The organism is Rheinheimera gaetbuli (assembly GCF_054781935.1).
Map to the genome: position 1 here is coordinate 496750 of NZ_BAAGTL010000008.1, position 19477 is coordinate 516226.

Consider the following 19477-nt stretch of genomic DNA (forward strand, 5'->3'; position numbering starts at 1 on the left):
TGAAATAAAACCAGCTTACACTGCGCACTGAACTTTGCTTGGGCGTTAAAGCTGTTTACGGAGCAACCATGAGTAACCTTTCGTTGATTGTAGTGCTGCTGATGTTGTTGGCATTGGGCTACCAATTAGGTATGACCCGCAGCCGGAAAGTGGCTACAGTTAACTCAGATTTGCGTATGCACTCCAGGCCACACCATTACGGGATGATGGTCGGATTATGGGCTGTATTGCCGGCGTTTTTTATTCTATTGTTGTGGTTGTGGCTGTCACCTGCGGTGATAAACTCCATGTTGCTGTCGCAGTTACCGGCAGAGGTTGCCAGCCAAAGCAGTGAAGAGCTCAACGTCGTGTCGCAGCGCATCAATAATTTAGCCAACAACTTTGGCGTTGTTGCTGACGCAGAGCAGTGGGAGCTCAGCGCGGCAGAGCATTTAAAGCAGCTCAAAGCGAACAGTGCTATCGTACTGACAGCACTAATGGCGGTTATCGCTGCAGTTGGTATGCTGTTTAGTTTATTAAAAATCACACCAATGCTAAAGGCGCGACATCAGGTCGAGCGTGTGGTCAAAGCTTTATTGGTATTGTGTTCAACGGTTGCCATCCTGACAACCATCGGTATTGTGTTATCGATGCTAGGTGAAACTCTAAAGTTCTTCAGTTTTATTCCACCAGGCGATTTTTTCTTTGGCACTACCTGGAACCCACGTTTTTCTACAGTAGGGGTAGGTGAGCAAGGTAGCTTCGGTTTAGTACCATTGTTGGCCGGCACCGGTCTTATTGCCGGCATTGCTATGCTGGTGGCTATACCACTGGGTTTAATGGTGGCCGTTTATCTGGCCGAATATGCGCCTGTTAAGTTGCGCAATACCGCCAAACCGGTTATCGAAGTGTTGGCCGGTATTCCGACCATTGTTTACGGTTTCTTTGCGCTGGTGACAGTGGGGCCTTTCTTGCGGGATGTCGGCGCAGCTGTCGGCTTAGATATCAACGCAACCTCTGCGCTGACAGCGGGTGTGGTGATGGGCATTATGATTATCCCGTTTATTTCGTCTTTATCGGATGACATTATCACTCAGGTGCCAAAGTCGATGCGTGATGGCTCTTTAGGGCTGGGCGCGACTAAATCTGAAACCATTGTGAAAGTGGTATTACCGGCGGCATTGCCGGGTATTGTCGGTGCAATTTTACTTGCGGTCAGCCGTGCCATCGGTGAAACCATGATAGTGGTACTAGCCGCGGGTAACAGCCCTGCGTTGACGGCTAACCCGTTTGAAGCAGTGTCTACCGTGACGGTGACCATAGTTAATCAATTAACCGGCGACAATGACTTCTCCAGCCCGCAATCTCTGGTTGCCTTTGCGCTGGGGTTAACCCTGTTTGTTATTACTCTGCTACTGAACGTAGTAGCCTTGGTAATAGTGCGTAAATATCGCGAGCAATACGAGTAAGCTATGACCATTATTGCAGAAAATCCAATTAAAACTGTGGTGCAGCCAAGCCAGGTACAGCAGAAGGTCATTGCTTCACTGAAGCAACGTCATCGCAAAGAGGCAAGGTTTCGTCGCACTGGTTTATTAGCCGTGTTAATTAGCTTGGGCTTAGTAGCTATTCTGTTTATTAACATCTTCGCTAAAGGCATGCCGGCGTTCTGGCAATCTGCTATTACGCTGGATATCTATTTTGACCCTAAGATCATTAAGATCCCGGAAAAGCCGCAGCAACAAGTTGATGAGACTGAAAATGATTTTCGGCAGCGTTATCTGGCGTGGCAAACTGAGGTGGGCTTTGTTAATTTTAACCGGCTTATTACTGACAGCTTGCAGAAAATTCTGCCTGATGCCAGCAAGCACCGCCGTGACTTAGGCAGAGTGGTAACCTCAGGCGAGCGTTTTGCGCTACGTGACATGGTGGTAGCTGATCCTTCTATCATCGGTCAAACCCGCACCTTAAATTTACTTACTGATGCGAATATCGATGTCTGGTTAAAAGGCAACATTGACCGTAGCCTGCCTGATGAGCAACAACAGCTCAGTGCAAAGATGCGCGAATGGGTTGATAAGCTGGCTGCTGATGGCGTTATTCAGAACCGCTTTAGTTTTGCATTGTTTATGAACCCCGATTCACGCAGTTCGCTGGCCTCGGCTGGGTTAGCCGGTGCTTTTATGGGCTCATTTTATATGATGCTGGTGGTGATTTTGCTGGCGGTACCAATGGGAGTGGCAGCAGCCATTTATTTAGAAGAGTTTGCTCCACGTAATAAACTTACTGATCTGGTAGAAGTTAATATCAATAACCTTGCGGCGGTGCCTTCTATCGTGTTTGGTTTATTGGGGGCGTCGGTGTTAATAGGTTGGTTTAACCTGCCAATGTCGGCACCGATAGTCGGTGGCTTGGTGTTATCGCTGATGACGTTGCCAACGGTGATCATTGCCACCCGCTCTACCCTAAAAGCCATACCCCCATCAATCCGCCAGGCAGCATTGGGCCTTGGTGCGTCAAAGATGCAGGCAATATTTCACCACGTACTGCCGCTGGCGATACCCGGTATTTTAACCGGTGCTATTCTGGGTGTAGCACAGGCGCTGGGGGAAACAGCCCCGTTGCTGCTTATCGGCATGAAGTCGTTTGTGGCCTCCATTCCGACATCACCGTTTGAACAAGCCAGTGCCTTGCCCGTACAAATTTATTTGTGGCAGGGAAATGAGTTGCGCAATTTCTTTGAAGCCCGCACCTCTGCAGCCATTATCGTGCTGCTGATGATGATGCTAAGCTTAAATGGTTTAGCCATCTGGTTGCGTAAAAAATATGAAAAACGCTGGTAAGCGCAGTAGCACATAGCCTGCTGCAAGGTGTAGTAACAGTTTTAGTTTTTAGCTAACGGATAAACGCATGACAAACACAGTTCCGGTAAAAATCAGCGCCAAAGATGTCAAAGTATTCTATGGCGAAAATGAAGCGCTGCATGGCATCAGTATGGACGTGTATCAGAATGAAGTGATTTCTTTTATTGGCCCGTCTGGTTGTGGTAAATCAACGTTTTTACGTTGCATGAACCGCATGAACGATACAATAGAGCATTGCCGGGTAACCGGCAGCATTACGCTCGACGGCCGTGACATTCATGAACCGGCGTTAGATGTAGTACAACTGCGGGCTCAGGTGGGTATGGTGTTTCAAAAACCAAACCCGTTTCCAAAGTCGATATACGAAAACATAGCCTATGGCCCGCGTTTACATGGTCTGGCAGAGCGTAAAGCTGATTTGGATGATATTGTTGAATCCAGCTTGCGCCGCGCAGGTCTTTGGAGTGAAGTTAAAGACCGGCTGGATCAACCCGGCACCGGTTTATCTGGCGGCCAACAGCAGCGGCTGTGTATCGCACGCAGTATAGCGGTAAGCCCGGAAGTGATCCTGATGGATGAACCTTGTTCCGCACTGGATCCTATAGCCACCTCAATTATTGAAGAGCTGATTGACGAGCTGAAGCAAAATTTTACTATTGTTATCGTTACACACAATATGCAGCAGGCGGCGCGGGTATCTGATCGTACGGCGTTTTTCCATTTGGGTAATCTGATAGAGATTGGTAATACTAATGATGTATTTACCAACCCGCAGCAAAAACGTACCGAAGATTATATTACCGGCCGTTACGGTTAATCGATCCCAGTGCGTCCGGTACATTTTTCAGGAGACTGGCATTATGCCAAATAGTAAGATTGGTGGTCACTATTCACAGGCTTATGATGAGGAGCTGCAGCAAGCGGTAGAACGCTTTTTGCAGATGGCTAAGTTAACAGCACAGCAATTACGCGATGCAATGGCAGCTTTTACCACCGCAGATCTGGCATTGGCCAAGCAGGTAAAGCAATCTGACCGTCAGGTGAATAGCTTTGAAGTCGATATAGACGAGCATTGTTTGGATATACTGGCACGGCGTCAGCCAGCTGCCACTGATCTACGACTGGTACTGGCGATTTTAAAGAGTGTTAACGATGTAGAGCGTATCGGCGACATGGCTAAGCGTATCGCAAAAGCGCTGATCAGAGAATTACCAAATAGCCGGCCATCAGAGGCGCAGCTAAACACCCTGAATCTGATGGGAGAGGAAGTACTGCAAATGTTTGAACGTGCAGTAGTCGCCTTTGAACAGATGGATGCCAAAGCAGCCCTCACGGTACTACGTGATGAGAAAGCTATCGACAGTACGTATGATGATATTTTGCAAAACAGCCTGGCGACAATGATGCAGGATGTACAACAAATTGCTGTTAGCTTACAGGTATCTCAGGTAGCTAAATCCTTGGAGCGGGTGGGCGATCATAGCCGTAATATCTGCGAGCAGGCAATTTTTCTAAGCAGAGGTAGCCATGTTGCCCATCTTAGCGATGCGGAATTACAGCAGATAGTGGATAAAACGCGTGAATAATGGCTAAAATTTCACTAGCACAATAAAAGGAGCGAAAGCTCCTTTTTTATTGGTTGTTTTTCGGCAAAGTGCTGGCTATCTGATTAATTTGATAAATACTATTTGCAACAGTGGTCAGGTAATTCTTGTTCTGTGTCATAAAAAAAACATGCTATGGACATGAAACTGACATCTTGTCATTTAAGTGTCATAAAATGGTCATATCATGACTGGCGTCAGAGACACTGGTGCTGTTACAGGCCTCAGCAAAATTGGTTATTAATTCGGATGCAAAATATGAAGAACACAACAGTAATATTAGCAATGGCGATAGTAGCGGCAGTACCAGTACAGGCTGATCCTGTAACAGTATACGGCCAGGTTAATGTGTCAGCACAATCTAGTGATGAAGGTGAAGGTCGCTTTTCTGAGCTCAAAAGCAATAGTTCTCGCTTTGGCTTAAAAGGCGACTACGAGCTGGAAGGTGGATTGAAACTGGTGTATCAGCTGGAGTGGGGCGTAGATTTAGCTGATGTTGGTAATGGCGACAACATTACCTCTCGTAATCAGTATGTTGGTCTGGCAGGTAGCTTTGGTGAAATCCGCCTGGGTCGGCATGACACTGCACTGAAAGATGCTCAGGGCAAGATTGATTTGTTTAACGACTACGAGGCTGACGTAAAAAATCTGTGGAAAGGCGAAGTGCGCGCCAGTGACTCTATCACCTATTATAGCCCAGCGTTTAATGGCTTTGGCGTGCAGCTGACCTACGTGATGGAAGACGCAGCTGATGCAGAAGACGCGTTTTCGGCAGCGCTGTATTACGGTGATGAAAACCTGAAAAGCAGCAATTTTTATGCGGCAGTGTCTGTAGATTCAGACGTTGCCGGCTATGATGCGATGCGGGTGCAGGCTCAGGGTAAAGTCGCCGGAGTTAAATTAGGTGCCATATTTCATAGCCAGGAAAACATTGTCAGTGGCCTGGAGCAGGATGGCTGGCTGCTAAGTGCAGCCTATCCGCTGGGCAAAACTGAACTGAAAGCTCAGTATCAAACGCTGGAAGATGATGACGCTATAAGTGTGGGGCTTGATTATAAGGCCGGCAAAAATACCACCTTGTATGGCTGGTACAGCAGCTTTAACTTAGACACGCCCAAGCCTGATCGCGATTATCTGGCGCTGGGTATTAAACATAAGTTTTAACTCTCCTGTAGTAATAAAAAATGCCTGCAAATTTGCAGGCATTTTTGTGTTTATTATCTATTGCTTAAAACTTATACGAGAAGCTTGCACTGTAACTTTGGCCTTCAACCCGCTTTTGCAACACTTCGCCTTGTTGCAAAATTTCTACGTCTTCGTCCAGCAGGTTTTTCAGGCCCAGCTTCAGCGTCATACTTTCCATTGGTGAATAGCTGTAGGTGAAGTCGAGCGAGTTAAACGGCTGCTCAAAGGCGTCGTCTTTGTCGTTGACACCGGCAAAGGCAATACGCTTACCAAACACGTTGAAGGTTAACGTAGCGTTATGCTTGTCGTTGTCCGAGTCAAAGCCCAGCTGCAGGTTAGCCACGTACTTAGAGTGGCCGCTTAAGCTGCGCTCTAAGTTAGTCAGGTTAGCCCCCGGGAAGCGTTGAATACTGATTTCAGACTCGCTGACCGTCAGGTTACCCGCCAGAAAGAAATTGTCAGCCCGTTTGCCAAAGTCACCGCCAAACATATCCAGCTGTTGCAAAAACTCCGCTTCAGCACCATACACTTTGCCACTTTCGGCATTGCGGAATGACATTAACAAGTTACCGTCAGAGCCGGATAACTCTATGGCTTCAATCGGGTTTTCTAAATCTTTATAGAACAAACCTACACTGTAGTTACTGTTATCGTAATACCATTCTAAGCGCACATCGGCACTGCTGATATCAGTGCTTTTTAAGCCGGCAAAGCCCGTGACCTTAAAGTCGGTTAGCGGGTCAACGTACAGTACCGGGGTAACTTCACGTAAATCTGGCCGTACTACGGTTTTGCTGTAACCAAAGCGGGCTTGCAAGTCATCATTAACAAACCAGGTTAATGACAATGCCGGGTAAAAACCGTCTTCCAGCAGCACTGAGTCGGTTACTTCACCACTAACATTGCCGTCTGCGCCCAAAGGTAGCGAAACTTGTTTAAAGTCTTCATAGCGCACACCCAGATTTAAGCGGAATTTATAGTCGTAGTTTAGTTCTAACGCAGCGTACCCGGCATCAATCATTTGTGCAGCCAGATAATCATCAGCCTGAGTAGTCACGTTAGATATTTTAAAGCGGTTGTCCGGGTTTAAAATATTGCTGTCAGAGAAAATCTCGGAAAAGCTGCCGGATAACTGCTGCAGGCTGTAACCTACGGTATCAAAGTTAAAGCGGTCGGTATTGGCATCACGGCTACGCTCAAAGTAGCTGTAGCCACCGCTGAACGTCATTTCAGCCTTACCCAGCGTAAGTGGCAGTTTGGCATTCCAGCTTAAGTTTTCAGTTTTATCTTTCATATCACTGAAACTGTAGTTCACCGCATTCTGGTTGCGGCGCAGGAAGGAAAACACTGAGCCGTCGGCCTGGGTTTCGTTCAGGTAACGGTATTCTACTTCGCCCGGTGCATAGCGGCGTGCTTTGGCGTCGGTATATTGCCAGTCAACTGCTAAATCCATCAGGTACGGAAAGTTATGTTTGCCGCGCAACTGGTTGCTTAACATGCTGCGCTCTTCGTACAAAATACTGGTATCGGTATTAAAACGGTTAGTTTCGTTAATAGTTTCGATACTGTCGCCGTTTTTAATCTTAATTTCGTCTTTGGTATCGCGCAGGTAAATGGTTGAGGTTTCCAGCCGGTGATCAACACCCAGCTCTAAACCAAAGTTCAGCATGCCAGAAAGCTTAACCTGGTGCTCGGTACCTTTAATATCGTCGTAACGGTTTAGCGGAGTTAATGAATCGCCGGATACGGAGTAGTATCGCTCCTGCTCGTCAATATTCTGCGTTGAACGGTCATAGCTTAAACCAGTCATCACGCCAAATACCACGTTTTTGGCAATATCAAAGCGCGAGCCAAAAGAGACGCTGCCATCAAAATCGGGTTTTACCGAGGTGCGGCTGACATCTATATCGCGGTTAAAGGCAGTACCTAATTCACGCACTATGGTTTCTGCCTGAGCTAAATTAGGGCCAGTAATACCGCCTAAGGCTTCGGCAATGTTAATCGGCGTTAATACGCCGTACTGTGCTTGTGCGGCAGCTAATTGTGCCGAAATAGCACGGCTGCCGTCGTCTTTACCGCGCCAGTCGTCACCGCCGCCGGCATATTCAAAGCCGTCGTCACTGTTCAGGCTGTTGTAACCGGTGCCGACCGACAGGTTAAAGGTGGTTTGCAGCGGAATAGCCGCAGTGCGGATATTAACATTACCACCACCAAAAGCGGCTGGTAGCTCTGGCGAGTAGGCCTTTTGCACCACTAAACTTTCAATAATACCAGCGGGAAACATATCCAGCGGGATAACATTACGGGTAGGGTCCGGGCTGGGCACCATGGCACCATTTAGCAAGGTACTGGAGTAGCGCTCACCCAAACCGCGTACATAAATAAACTTGTCTTTAACCAGGGTTAAACCGGTAACGCGGCGCAGTGCAGTAGCGGCATTGCTATCGCCAGCGCGGGAAATTTGCTCCATGCCCAGCAATTCGGCTACATAAGGTTGCTCGCGGCGTTCTGCTGCGGCAGAGGCAGCGGAGCTCATCAGACGGCCCGATACAGAAATGCGTTCTACTTCTTCTTCATTTTGGGCCGGTTGCGGCTGCGTTTCTTGCGCTACTGCGCCCAGTGACGCCAGCGCGGTTGCCGTGCTAAGTGCCAGCAACACACTGCGGCCTACACGACTGAAATTAAACTTTTGCATGCTGCTCATCTGAACTTTGTCCTATCAGCTTTTACTGTTATATCTGCGTTGCATTGACTGATTTTTTTGCCGGTTCAATGCTGTGAAATAAAAAAACACTGCCAGGTAAAACCCGGCAGTGTTTGTTGCTGTTAGTCGTCTAAACCAACAGCCCAGCCTGCAGTCCAGTCATTGCCAGGTTTTACTGCACCAACAAAGTCAACGGCGTCGAAGAAGCTATCTGCCGTCATATCTTTTGGCGTGGTTGCATCGATAGTGAAGATGCCATCCAGCACTGACGCCTGATTAGCTGCTACGCTGTTGCCAGCCTGGCCCATGAACCACTGCTCGGTAGTGGTGCCGTTGCCCAGGTCGCCTTTAAATGGCTCTGCACAGGCGATTACAGAGTTTGTCATGGTTAATGAGCCTGCTGCCGCCAGTGCTTTGGTTTCTGCAGAGTCAAATTCCAGACACTCACCCATTCCCTCTGGGCCAGTGATAACAAAGTTAGCCAGTTGCGCGTTAGTACCGGCACGCAGTAATACACCTTCAGAATCGTCATCACCATCGAAGGTGTTGCCGATAATGGTCATGTTGGCAATAGTCGGGTTAGAGATTGGCAGGGCGCCGAAGTTACCTGATTGGTTATCCGCTTCAATACCACGGTTTGCTTTGGCGCCATCAGCAGCATGTTTTACCAGTACAAATTGCAGCTTACCGTTCCAGCCGTCTGCCCAGTCTACTGAGTCATCACCGTTTGCGGTCAATACTACGTTTTTACAGCTGACGCTGCCGCCAAACATTTCAATACCGTCATCAACGTTCTGGTGAACCTGGATGTTTGCACACTTAGTACCTGAACCAACACCTGCGAAAGTAATACCGTTTAATTCGTTATCCGGGATAACTTCAAAACCAGCGTGTTTTACAACCACATAATTCAGCGTACCGCTGCTATCAGCCGGGTTATTACCGCCGTAGTTACCGGCATCGCCTTCAGCCGATACCTGACAGTTAGCCAGATCTGCCTGGTCGCATTTGTTGCTAGGTGCTTTACCCAGTAATACTAAACCACCCCACTGACCAGCAGCGGTTGGTGAACCAATCACATCCTGTACAGAGGTCATCACGATTGGGTTAGCAGCAGTACCGTTAGCTTCAATTTTTGAGCCACGAGTAACCACCAGGAAGTCAGCACCGGATTTACCATAAATACGCACGCCAGGCTGTACCGTTAAGGTCGCTGCAGTAGTGTTGTCGATACCCACACGTACGCGGCCACTTAATACATAATCTGCACCGGCAACCAAGGTGATGTTATCAGTGATATCGCCGGTTAACTGACAGTTTAATTTACCGCTTAAGCTATTTACTTCAGTTGTGCCAGACGGACAGGCAGCTAAATCGTCTTCCGGGTGAATGCCGACTGTCCAACCTACTGTCCAGTCCGTGGTACCATCAAAAGCACCAATGTAATCTACTGTGTCGAACCATGGGTCGACGTTGTTAGCAACATTGTAACCATTGCCCAGTGCTGGTGAGTTTGGTGCTGGGATATAGCCACCTAATAAGGCATCAGTAATCATGTTGCCTGGCTGCTGCATAAACCACGCTTGCGCATCCAGAGTTACGTTGCCATTGCCATCGACTGAATTTTTAGTTGGCTCTGCACAATCGATAATAGAATTGCGAAACACAATTTCACCATTACCGGCATTGGCAACAGATTCATCTGAGTTAATTTCAAAACACTCACCCATGCCTGACGGGCCGGTGATAACAAAGTTGTATAGTTCTGCGGCCGTACCGGCGCGCAATAACACACCTTCTGAGTCGTCTTCGCCGTCAAAGTTATTACCGACAATAGTCATGTTGGCAATTTGCGGTTTAGATACCGGCTCAGCAGTAAAGTTACCAGACTGGTTATCAGCCTCGATGCCGCGGTTGGCTTTAGTATCGTTCGGGTTATGACGCACTAATACGTGCTGCATACGGCCAGTCCAGCCATCAGCCCAGTCTAGTGAGTCATCACGGTTGCCAGTTAACACAACATATTTGGCATCAACAGTACCACCGAAAAACTCAACACCGTCATCCAGGTTGTTATGTACCTGAATATATTCCACAGTAGTGCCGCGACCGACACCGGCAAAGGTAATACCGTTCAGCTCGTTATCTGGAATAACCTCAAAACCAGCGTAACGTACCTGCACATATTTCAGCGCACCGCTGCTATCTTCTGGGTCAGCGCCGCCGTATGGACCGGCTTCGCCTTCGGCTTCAACCTGACAGCTTGCCAAATTAGCTTGATCACATTTGTTAGTAGGTGCCTTACCCAGTAATACCAGGCCACCCCATTCAGCAGCAGATTCTTCATCTGATAAGCCCAACATATCGTTAACTGACGTCATGATGATTGGATCAGCTGCAGTACCGATTGCCTGAATTTTTGAACCACGGGCAACAACCAGATAGTCGGCACCGCTCTTACCAAAAACGGTTGTGCCCGGCTCGATGGTCAGTGTTGCACTGTTAGCATTGTCGTTACCTACGGTGACCTTGCCGCTTAATGACCAGGCAATGTCTTTGGTTAAACGGACATCACTGGTGATAGTGCCGGTAATTTCACACACTGTTTTGCTAACGCCAGCCAGGCTATTTCCCTGCGTAGCAAAAGCCGGACAGGCACTGGTTGGTGGTGGCGTCGGGTTGCCGCCGCCATTATTGCCACCATTGTCGTTGCCACCAGCGTTAACGACTAAGTCGCCACCGCAGCCAGCCAGCATAAGGGCTGTTGCCACTGCGCTCAGTTTTATCAGTTTACCTAAAGCCATTACCATCTCTCCGTTGTGTTATTGTCGGTGGTGCTAAAAAGTTGCTTGCACCCTACAACGGGGACGTGACGATTTTATTACAACTATATGGCTGCAGCATGACAGTGGGCTAAGGCCTTATTAACACTAAGGCTTGGCTTTACACTGTCAAAAAAAATTCATCTTAGTGTCACGCCGTAGCGGAACTGCTGATGTTTAATTTTTGTTTGCTATGTTTATTAGTTGTTTTTTGTCCGGTATTTAGCATTGAGCTGGTGTAGATGTGTGGCTTTCATAAAAATGTCATAATGTGAAGTGATACTAGGCAGAGTAAACAATTAACCGGTACGGCCTGAGGCCGCTATTTTTTACGTGGTGAGAACAATGGCAAGAAAGATCCTGGTAGTGGAAGATGAAGCGCCAATCCGTGACATGTTGTGCTTTGTGCTGGAACAAAATGGTTATCAGGCGGTGACGGCTGAGGATTTTGAATCGGCAGTAAACGCCCTGGTAGAACCCTATCCGGATTTAGTGTTGCTGGACTGGATGTTACCTGGAGGCAGTGGCATTCAGATAGCGAAAAAAATGAAGCAGCACGATCTGACGCGTAATATCCCGATTATTATGATCACCGCCCGCGGTGAAGAAGAAGACAAAGTGCGCGGCCTGGAAGTGGGCGCCGACGATTATGTAACCAAGCCGTTTTCACCAAAAGAACTGATGGCGCGTATTAAAGCGGTGATCCGCCGTGTGGCACCGACCAGCCTGGATGAAGTGATCGAAGTGCAGGGCTTAAAGCTTGACCCGGTATCGCATCGGGTAATGGCATCGGATCAGGCGCTGGATATGGGGCCAACTGAGTTTCGCCTGCTGCATTTCTTTATGACGCACCCTGAGCGGGTTTACAGCCGTGAACAACTGCTGGATCATGTATGGGGTACCAACGTTTATGTGGAAGATCGCACGGTAGATGTGCATATTCGCCGTTTACGTAAAGCGATTTCTCTGGCCGGCCATGATAGATTAGTGCAAACCGTACGGGGCTCCGGTTACCGTTTTTCTGCCAAATAAAGGGTTAACGCCACCGCTATGCGCCAACTGTTATCAAAAAGGATGGTTTACACCAAACTATTCCTTTTTTTCTGTTTTATTGCTCTGGTTGGCTTGGTTTCCAACAGCCTGTTGCTGGCACTGCTAATCTTTACCGTTGCCTTGTTATTGTGGCACTACCACCATTTGTTTTTAATGGACAAATGGCTGTGGCGCGATCGTAAGCTGTCGCCACCAATTAGTGAGGGCATTTGGGGTCATTTATTTGAAGGCATTTACTATCTGCAGCGGCGTGACCGGCGTAAACGCCGTGAGCTGCGCAACGTAGTACGCCGCTTTCGCGACGGAGCCGAAGCTCTGCCAGAAGCCGTAGTGGTGCTGCGCAATGATTGGAGCATTATCTGGAGTAATAAACTGGCGCAAATTCTGGTTGGCTTGCATTGGCCGGCTGATGAGGGCCAGCGGCTGGATAACCTGATCCGCCATCCGGAATTTTTGCAGTACATTAAAGCCGCTAAGTTTGACCAACCGCTGGTGCTGGCTTCGCCGGTCAATGACCAGTTAACGCTGGAGTTTAATATTATGCCGTACGGTATTGAGCAGTATCTGCTGATCGTACGCGATATTACTCAGCTAAAGCAGCTGGAGCAAATCCGTAAAGATTTTGTCGCCAATGTGTCGCATGAACTGCGCACTCCGCTGACTGTGCTGCAGGGCTACCTGGAAGTGATGGATGATGAACATCTGCCTGACAGAGCTATGTGGAAAAAAGCCCACAACGTGATGCTTGACCAAACTAAGCGTATGGATGCTTTGGTGCAGCAGCTGTTAACCTTGTCACGTATTGAAGCCTCGGCCCGTGTACAGTTTGACGACGAAGTAGACGTACCTGTGATGCTGGCTCAGCTGGAGCAGGAAGCGCAAACGGTTAACCGCGACAAACAACATAACCTGGTGTTTGATATAGATCCTTCATTGAAAGTCACTGGGGTTACCGAAGAGCTGCGTAGTGCGTTTTCTAATTTGGTGATAAATGCCATTAAATACACGCAAAACGGCGGTGATATCCATATCAGCTGGCAGCGTCAGCATTTAAAAGCGGTGTTTGCTGTAAATGACAACGGCCCGGGCATAGCGCCGCAGCACGTTAAACGCCTAACCGAACGTTTTTACCGCGTAGATGAAGCCCGCGCTCGCAATACCGGCGGCACTGGCCTGGGTCTGGCGATAGTAAAACACGTGTTGTCACGCCACAACAGCCGGCTAATGATCTTTAGCGAGCCGGGTAAAGGCAGTAGTTTTTCATTTAGTTTGCCGCCTGAGCTGGTTTTTGGACACAGCAGAAAAGAAAAGAAAAAACATTAAGCAATGCTTCACTATTATTTTTCAACCGGCGTTATAGGTATTGTGATTAAAAAGTGTACCCCTTCATCAACATCTTCTTTTAAAACAATATGCCCTTTTAAAGCTTGAGTTATCATATTGTAGAGAATATAGGTGCCCAGTCCACTGCCGCCGTTATGCCGGTTAGTTGTCACAAAAGGATCAAAGATTTTTGTTTTAACCTTAGGGTCAATGCCTTTGCCATTGTCATAATAATCAATATTAAGTGAGCTGCCATTTAACACCGCTTTTACCAGTATTTTGCCATCATTTTTGTCTGCAAAACCATGGATTAACGAGTTCATTAATAGATTGGTAAATATCTGAGAAAAATAGCCGGGATAGCTGTCTAATTTCAGAGCTTCAGATATGTCTAATTCAACTCGGTGCTGGGTATTTTTAAAATGAGGACGTAGCGACAGGATAATTTGCTCAACATAGTCTTTGAGCATAAATACCCGGGTTTCTTCGCTGCTCTGGTCTACCGCAACCATTTTAAAGCTGGTTATTTGTTCTGCAGCTCTATCTAAGTTGCGGCTAATAATGTCGGCACTTTCATGCATTTCTCGGTAAAAGTTTTGCAAACTTTGCTTACTGAGAGTGCCTTTTTGAAATTCGGCTTGAGATTGTTGCAGCACATAGTGCAGGTGAGAGCTTGCCGTAACGGCAACGCCAACCGGTGTATTAATCTCATGGGCCACACCAGCTACTAAACTGCCTAAGGAAGCCAGTTTTTCCTGCTCTATTAGCTTCATCTGTGTGGTTTTTAAATTGTTTATACTTTCAGTTAGCTGCAAGGTGCGCTCATAAACGCGCTGTTCTAATTCCAGGTTAAGTTTTACTACCTTTTCTTCATTTTCTTTTCTTTGCCGGTTGTATGCAGTAATAACATCAAGCATGGTATTAAAGGCGTCTACCAGCTCACCTAATTCTGCAGCAAATTTATCTTTGACACGTTGGCTATAGTCCTGGTTTGCTGTCACAACAGTAATCACTTTTCTAAGCTGATAGATTGGGCTTAGCAGACTGTTACTTAATTGCCGCGCTAACCAAAACGTAATTAATAGCGCCAGCAGAATAGCCGCTCCTGCAATGGTTGCGGCATTACGCACTTCATCTTTGATGCGATGTAAACTGACCTTCATAAAAAGTGACCCCAGTGTTTGCTCCTGTAACTGCACGGGGATGCTGAAATGTAAAAATTTATCTGTTATGTAAGTGTTTTGGGTGTTGCCTGTTGGTTGTGCCAAATTTTCATCAGACACACTACCATATTCAGCAAAAGTAGTTAGTTTGTCTTCAGATAAGCGAAATAGTATCGCGCGTTGTACATCTGGCGATGCCGAAAGTGTTGCCAGAATATCGTTCGCGCTTTGAGGCTGCTCAAACAGCAAAGATGCGGTAGACATTTCTGCCAGAATTCGTGCTTGTGTATGACTTGAGATGATAAGTTGTTGTTGATAACTGTTTTGCATCAACCAATACAATGGTACCAGGCCAATAAGCATCGCCAGGCCAGCTACAGCAATCAATCCTGCAAAGATCTTTTGTCGTAATGTGCCTCTCATTACGGTTCCTCACCCGTTGGCTTTGTGATTCGCAGTAGCGCGGTATTTATGGGGAGCTGAAACCTTGTTTGTGCTGCTTTATTGTAATAAATGAAAATACGTCCAGACTCAAGACGAAGGTCAAACAAGGCAGATTTTACCGCCGTAACTTCAGGCGAACTCACTGCCAATATGTTTGAATAGTCCTTTGTTGGTGGTAATTCGGCAACGGAATCTGAGGTAAGATAGATAAGATTGCAAGTGCTTAATTCTGTTTTTGTGGTAACGGCAAAAGTTTCAACTTTGCGCTCGCCTAATGTGCGCTGTTTAAAGGCATCAGAGAAATGAACTTGCAATTCAGCGGCCGCATCGCCCAGCAAACAGATTTTTAATGGCTGTTGCTGATGTTGTGCAGGCCAGCTAATAAACTTAGCAATATTGAACAGGTAAGCAGCTTGTAAAAGCGCATAATCTTTTTGGTTTTTAACGGATTTTTGTTCGGCAGCCAGTGCAGCGAAGCTAAACGTTGCTGTCAGCAAAGTTATGAAAATAACAATGTGTAATACTTTCAACACAGTTGCCTGATGTTTATATATGCGAAAGTATTAGCGTCTTTAATTACATTTGTAAAGTGCTGAGATGAGTGCTTGAGTATTTTTCAATTTGCCTGCTACAGTAAATGGTATAAGTTAAATTCCTGCTTATGCCAGATAGGTAAAGGAGCATGCAATAATGCGAAGAGCTTGCGTGTCGCTGGCTGTGCTTGTTTCACTGCACGTTACGGCGGTTGATGATCAAGTTTCATTGTTTGATCTTGAGCTTGAGCAGTTAATGCAAATTGAAGTCACGGTACAGCGCAGGTTAGAGAATATTCTTCATGTACCTATTGCGACAACGGTTTTATCTGCAAAACAGCTGTCAATACTCAGTGTTGTTGGCGATGACATGCGTCTTTTTGCTTCACGGATGCCGAGCTTTCAGGCTGAATCGTCATTTGGCCGTACTTTTCCACGTTTTTATATTCGCGGTATAGGTAATACGAGTTTCGATATATACGCCTCTCAACCGGTCTCACTTTTGTATGATGATGTCCTAATGGAAAGTCCGATACTCAAAGGCTTCCCCATCTTTGATCTTGCTCAGTTGGAAATGGCCCGCGGGCCTCAAGGAACACTATTTGGTCGCAATACCCCAGCTGGCATTATTAATCTTACTTCGGTAAAGCCGGGACGGTCATTTGGCGGATATGCCCGGTTGGGGCTTGGCAGTTACCAAAGTCGGAATTTTGAAGCCGCTGTAAGCGGGCCTCTGGGGCAAAATTGGTCCGGTCGTGTGTCTGTGACACAGCAGCAGCGTAATGATTGGGTAAAAAACGAATATACAGGTCCCGAATCGGGGTTTGATGGCTTTCGTGATTCCGCTTTCCGTTTACAGCTCAGGTATCAAGGTCTGGAGGATTTTGACGCATTATTTAAGTTGCATGGCCGTGACCTCGATGGTTCAGCCAGATTATTTCGCGCCAACATTATTGAGCGCGGCAGCAACGATTTTGTAGAGGGCTTCCAACCTGACCGTGCAGCTCAGGATGGTCGAAATCAGCAGGATTTATCTCATCTTGGTGCAAGCATTCACCTAAAATGGGTTATGCCGCACTTTGATTTCTATGCTATTACGGCGTTTGAAACGGCGGATGTATTTAGTCGTGGTGACATAGACGGCGGTTTTGGTACCAATTCGGCGCAGCCCTCAGGGCCCGGGTTTATTCCATTTGATTCTGAAACGGCAGCAGGCCTGCCAAGACATGGACAAATTACTCAGGAATTGCGACTGGCATCAAACAGTCAGGGGGGGCTGGATTGGCAAGCGGGTTTGCTTTGGTTTGACGAGGGGCAGAAGGTTGAAAACTTTAATTACAGCTCAATTTCAGGCGGGGAGCAAAACGGTTATGCAGTAATACGGCAAGATAATCAGGCCATAGCCGTGTTTGCGTCAGCTGGCTATTCACTAAGTGACGATTGGCAATTACGTGCTGGATTAAGGGAAACCATAGATCGAAAACGTTTTACTGCAGAGCGCAGCCAAACCCCGTTCGGTGGCGCAAACTTAGCGCCAATAAAAAATAGCAGCGATGTAAGTCATTTAAGTTGGGATATAACGTCGTCCTGGCAACTTAATCAGCATTACAACACTTTTATAAGGCTTGCCGAAGGGTTTCGAGCGCCAAGTTTCCAGGGGCGGGTAATGTTTAGCAATAACATATCCTATGCCAAGTCAGAAACTGTATTATCTCTTGAGGCGGGGCTAAAAGCTGAATCCGCCGACAAGCGCTTGCGGTATGGTGTTACGTTATATAATTATCGCTTTGATTCCCCTCAGTTGACTGCTGTTGGTGGCTCAGGCAATACCTCGGAATTGCTCAATGCGGCTCGGGCAGATGGCAGTGGTGTAGAGGCGGATTTCGACACGAAATTAGGTCGGTATTGGAGCCTTTCAGGTAGTGTAAGTTACAATCACACCGCAATTAATGATTCTGAGCTAAAGGTGCGTATCTGTGGCGCTCCTTGTACCGTTGTTGATCCTATTACCCTGGTCAATGGTGTACCGCTGGCTCACATAGATGGTAACCCATTGCCTTATGCTCCGCGTTGGACCATGCAGTTTAATGTGCACTACGAACGGCCTTACAAGACCGGGCAGATTTATATGCACAGCGATTGGACCTGGCGTAGTGCAATGAATTTCTTTCTCTACGAATCCCGTGAATTTCGCGCTGATCCTCTGCTTGAAGGCGGTATCGCTGTCGGCTACACATGGCAAAATGGTCGCTATGATGTGTCATTTTTTGCCCGAAATCTCACTGATAAAACAGCCTTAGTCGGTGGTATTGATTTTAATAACCTGACTGGCATAGTGAATGACCCTAGGATAATAGGGATTGAGTTAAAAACAGCATTTTAAGCTACCATCGCTGTTTCGTAAGGGTTAGCGTGTAGCAGTTAAGCTAAAACACACATCTAAGTAGTCGCAGATAAAACAAAACTGGCGGTAGTCTGCAGCGCTCAACACCTGGGCGGGTTTCAGGTGTTGAGCGCTGATACGGCCTGTTACTGTGTCCTGAATTTATACTACCGCCAGTTTCATAGAACCTTGCTGTAATAGTTTATTTATTTGCTCATCAATATAGGTGTACCACTGCGGTGCCCTGGCGTCGTTAATCAGTGTTGACTGGGCTTGTTTTATGATAAGGCTGCACAGGTTTTGCATACCGGCAATTGCCACCGAGCGGCGGTCGGTATTTTGCGTGACTTCATTTTGGGCGTTATATTGATGAGTGTGTAGTAAGAGCAACAAGTCTGCATTAAAATCAAAAACATTCAGTTTTAATAAAGCTCTGCAATTAAGTAGTATAGCCGGGTTAAAAGTTAGCCCCTTTGCTTGCTTTTGGGGGGATCAGATAGCTATTTAGGATGTAGAGGCACAATGGACAAGCAACTACGGCAAGAGTGGTGGGTATCCTTACTGGGTTGGAGTGGGGTGATCCTATTCTTAAGCTTGATAGACACACTGCATGATCTGTGGGTGCCTGATAGCGATAAACTGAATAATCACCCGCTATGGGCATTGCAAGAGTGGGGCCTGTGGTTGTTGTTTACGCCACTGTTGTTCCGGCTGTTAAGCCGGGCTGAGGCTAAACAGCAGTTAACCAAGCGCCGTTATCTGCAAATTTGTACACTGATATTTATCAATGCCATGTTATGTCAGGCACTATTTGATTTGGCTGTACTTAACGACAGTATTGCCTACAGCCTGTTGTATTTTGCCCCTGTGCACCCTGTGGTTATCTTTATCAATGTGTTTATATGGCAGCGATATCTGGCTTTGCCACAAGCACAGCCGGAAGAGGCCGTCAGCACCGCTGGCCACATGCTGACTATCGAACAACCCGAGGGCGCTATACGGCTAAGCTTCGACGATATTATTCAGGTTAACTCGGCCAGTAATTATGTTGAAGTTTGCACAGCTGAGCGTAGCTGGCTTAAACGTGGCACGCTAAAAGATATCGAAACTCAGCTACCGCAGCAGATGTTTATTCGCACCCACCGCGCCCATCTGGTCAATATTCAGCATATCGCCCGCGTAAAGTTAAAATCTTCCGGCAGTGGCTATGTCGAGCTTAAAAGTGGCCGGGTGGTTGCGCTCAGTAAAGCGCATAAGCAGGCGGTCAGGGCTCGCCTGCAAAACGCCGCATAAATAGCGGCTATGCTAGCCCTGATCCGTTTATCCCTTAGCCTGCTAATGGTTGTACAGAAGCAAGTCCATTCGTCCCTAAGCTTTACCATTCAACACTTTTGCCTTGAGTAGCCAACTGCTATTTGCG

14 protein-coding genes are annotated in these 19477 nt (G+C 47.1%); 9 read left to right on the top strand and 5 right to left on the bottom strand.

Annotated features, from left to right (window positions below):
* Positions 1-68: 68 nt before the first annotated feature.
* The 5 genes from pstC (at position 69) to ACYVIC_RS09155 (ending at position 5611) form a co-directional block, all read left to right on the top strand.
* Entirely contained in the window at positions 69-1448 is a 1380-nt protein-coding gene (pstC, locus tag ACYVIC_RS09135; protein ID WP_460859251.1) for a phosphate ABC transporter permease subunit PstC, read from the top strand.
* 3 nt (positions 1449-1451) lie between these two features.
* Entirely contained in the window at positions 1452-2822 is a 1371-nt protein-coding gene (gene pstA, locus ACYVIC_RS09140; protein WP_460859252.1) for a phosphate ABC transporter permease PstA, read from the top strand.
* A gap of 67 nt (positions 2823-2889) precedes the next feature.
* Entirely contained in the window at positions 2890-3660 is a 771-nt protein-coding gene (gene pstB, locus ACYVIC_RS09145) for a phosphate ABC transporter ATP-binding protein PstB (RefSeq protein ID WP_460859255.1), read from the top strand.
* 43 nt (positions 3661-3703) lie between these two features.
* Positions 3704-4429, top strand: coding sequence for a phosphate signaling complex protein PhoU (gene phoU / locus ACYVIC_RS09150; RefSeq protein ID WP_460859256.1), 726 nt, complete (start codon positions 3704-3706; stop codon positions 4427-4429).
* Between the two features lie 276 nt (positions 4430-4705).
* Positions 4706-5611, top strand: coding sequence for a porin (locus ACYVIC_RS09155; RefSeq protein WP_460859258.1), 906 nt, complete (start codon positions 4706-4708; stop codon positions 5609-5611).
* Positions 5612-5675: 64 nt separating this feature from the next.
* Here the strand turns inward: ACYVIC_RS09155 and ACYVIC_RS09160 are convergent, their stop codons facing one another.
* On the bottom strand, positions 5676-8327 hold the full coding sequence (locus tag ACYVIC_RS09160; protein WP_460859260.1) for a TonB-dependent receptor domain-containing protein: 2652 nt from the start codon (positions 8325-8327) through the stop codon (positions 5676-5678).
* 131 nt (positions 8328-8458) lie between these two features.
* On the bottom strand, positions 8459-11140 hold the full coding sequence (locus tag ACYVIC_RS09165) for a hypothetical protein (protein WP_460859262.1): 2682 nt from the start codon (positions 11138-11140) through the stop codon (positions 8459-8461).
* 363 nt (positions 11141-11503) lie between these two features.
* Between ACYVIC_RS09165 and phoB the strand changes: the two genes are divergently transcribed.
* Positions 11504-12190: a phosphate regulon transcriptional regulator PhoB gene (gene phoB, locus ACYVIC_RS09170; protein ID WP_335736051.1), complete on the top strand. Its 687-nt coding sequence runs from the start codon at positions 11504-11506 to the stop codon at positions 12188-12190.
* 18 nt (positions 12191-12208) lie between these two features.
* Positions 12209-13534, top strand: a complete 1326-nt coding sequence (gene phoR, locus ACYVIC_RS09175) for a phosphate regulon sensor histidine kinase PhoR (protein WP_460859264.1) — start codon at positions 12209-12211, stop codon at positions 13532-13534.
* Between the two features lie 14 nt (positions 13535-13548).
* Here phoR and ACYVIC_RS09180 read toward each other — a convergent pair whose 3' ends face one another.
* Together ACYVIC_RS09180 and ACYVIC_RS09185 are read right to left on the bottom strand one after the other, a co-directional pair.
* Positions 13549-15120: an ATP-binding protein gene (locus ACYVIC_RS09180; RefSeq protein WP_460859266.1), complete on the bottom strand. Its 1572-nt coding sequence runs from the start codon at positions 15118-15120 to the stop codon at positions 13549-13551.
* Positions 15120-15671 (bottom strand): YfiR family protein, encoded by a 552-nt coding sequence (locus ACYVIC_RS09185; protein WP_460859267.1) that lies wholly within the window; start codon positions 15669-15671, stop codon positions 15120-15122. Before ACYVIC_RS09185 ends, ACYVIC_RS09180 begins: the two co-directional genes overlap by 1 nt.
* A gap of 175 nt (positions 15672-15846) precedes the next feature.
* Between ACYVIC_RS09185 and ACYVIC_RS09190 the strand changes: the two genes are divergently transcribed.
* Complete coding sequence (locus tag ACYVIC_RS09190; protein WP_460859269.1) at positions 15847-18057, top strand: TonB-dependent receptor; 2211 nt, start codon at positions 15847-15849, stop codon at positions 18055-18057.
* A gap of 162 nt (positions 18058-18219) precedes the next feature.
* Here ACYVIC_RS09190 and ACYVIC_RS09195 read toward each other — a convergent pair whose 3' ends face one another.
* Positions 18220-18447 carry a hypothetical protein gene (locus tag ACYVIC_RS09195; protein ID WP_460859271.1) on the bottom strand — a complete coding sequence of 76 codons (228 nt, stop codon included), beginning with the start codon at positions 18445-18447 and terminating at the stop codon, positions 18220-18222.
* A 132-nt stretch (positions 18448-18579) separates the two neighbouring features.
* Between ACYVIC_RS09195 and ACYVIC_RS09200 the strand changes: the two genes are divergently transcribed.
* Positions 18580-19350, top strand: coding sequence for a LytTR family DNA-binding domain-containing protein (locus ACYVIC_RS09200; protein WP_460859273.1), 771 nt, complete (start codon positions 18580-18582; stop codon positions 19348-19350).
* Positions 19351-19477: the final 127 nt, after the last annotated feature.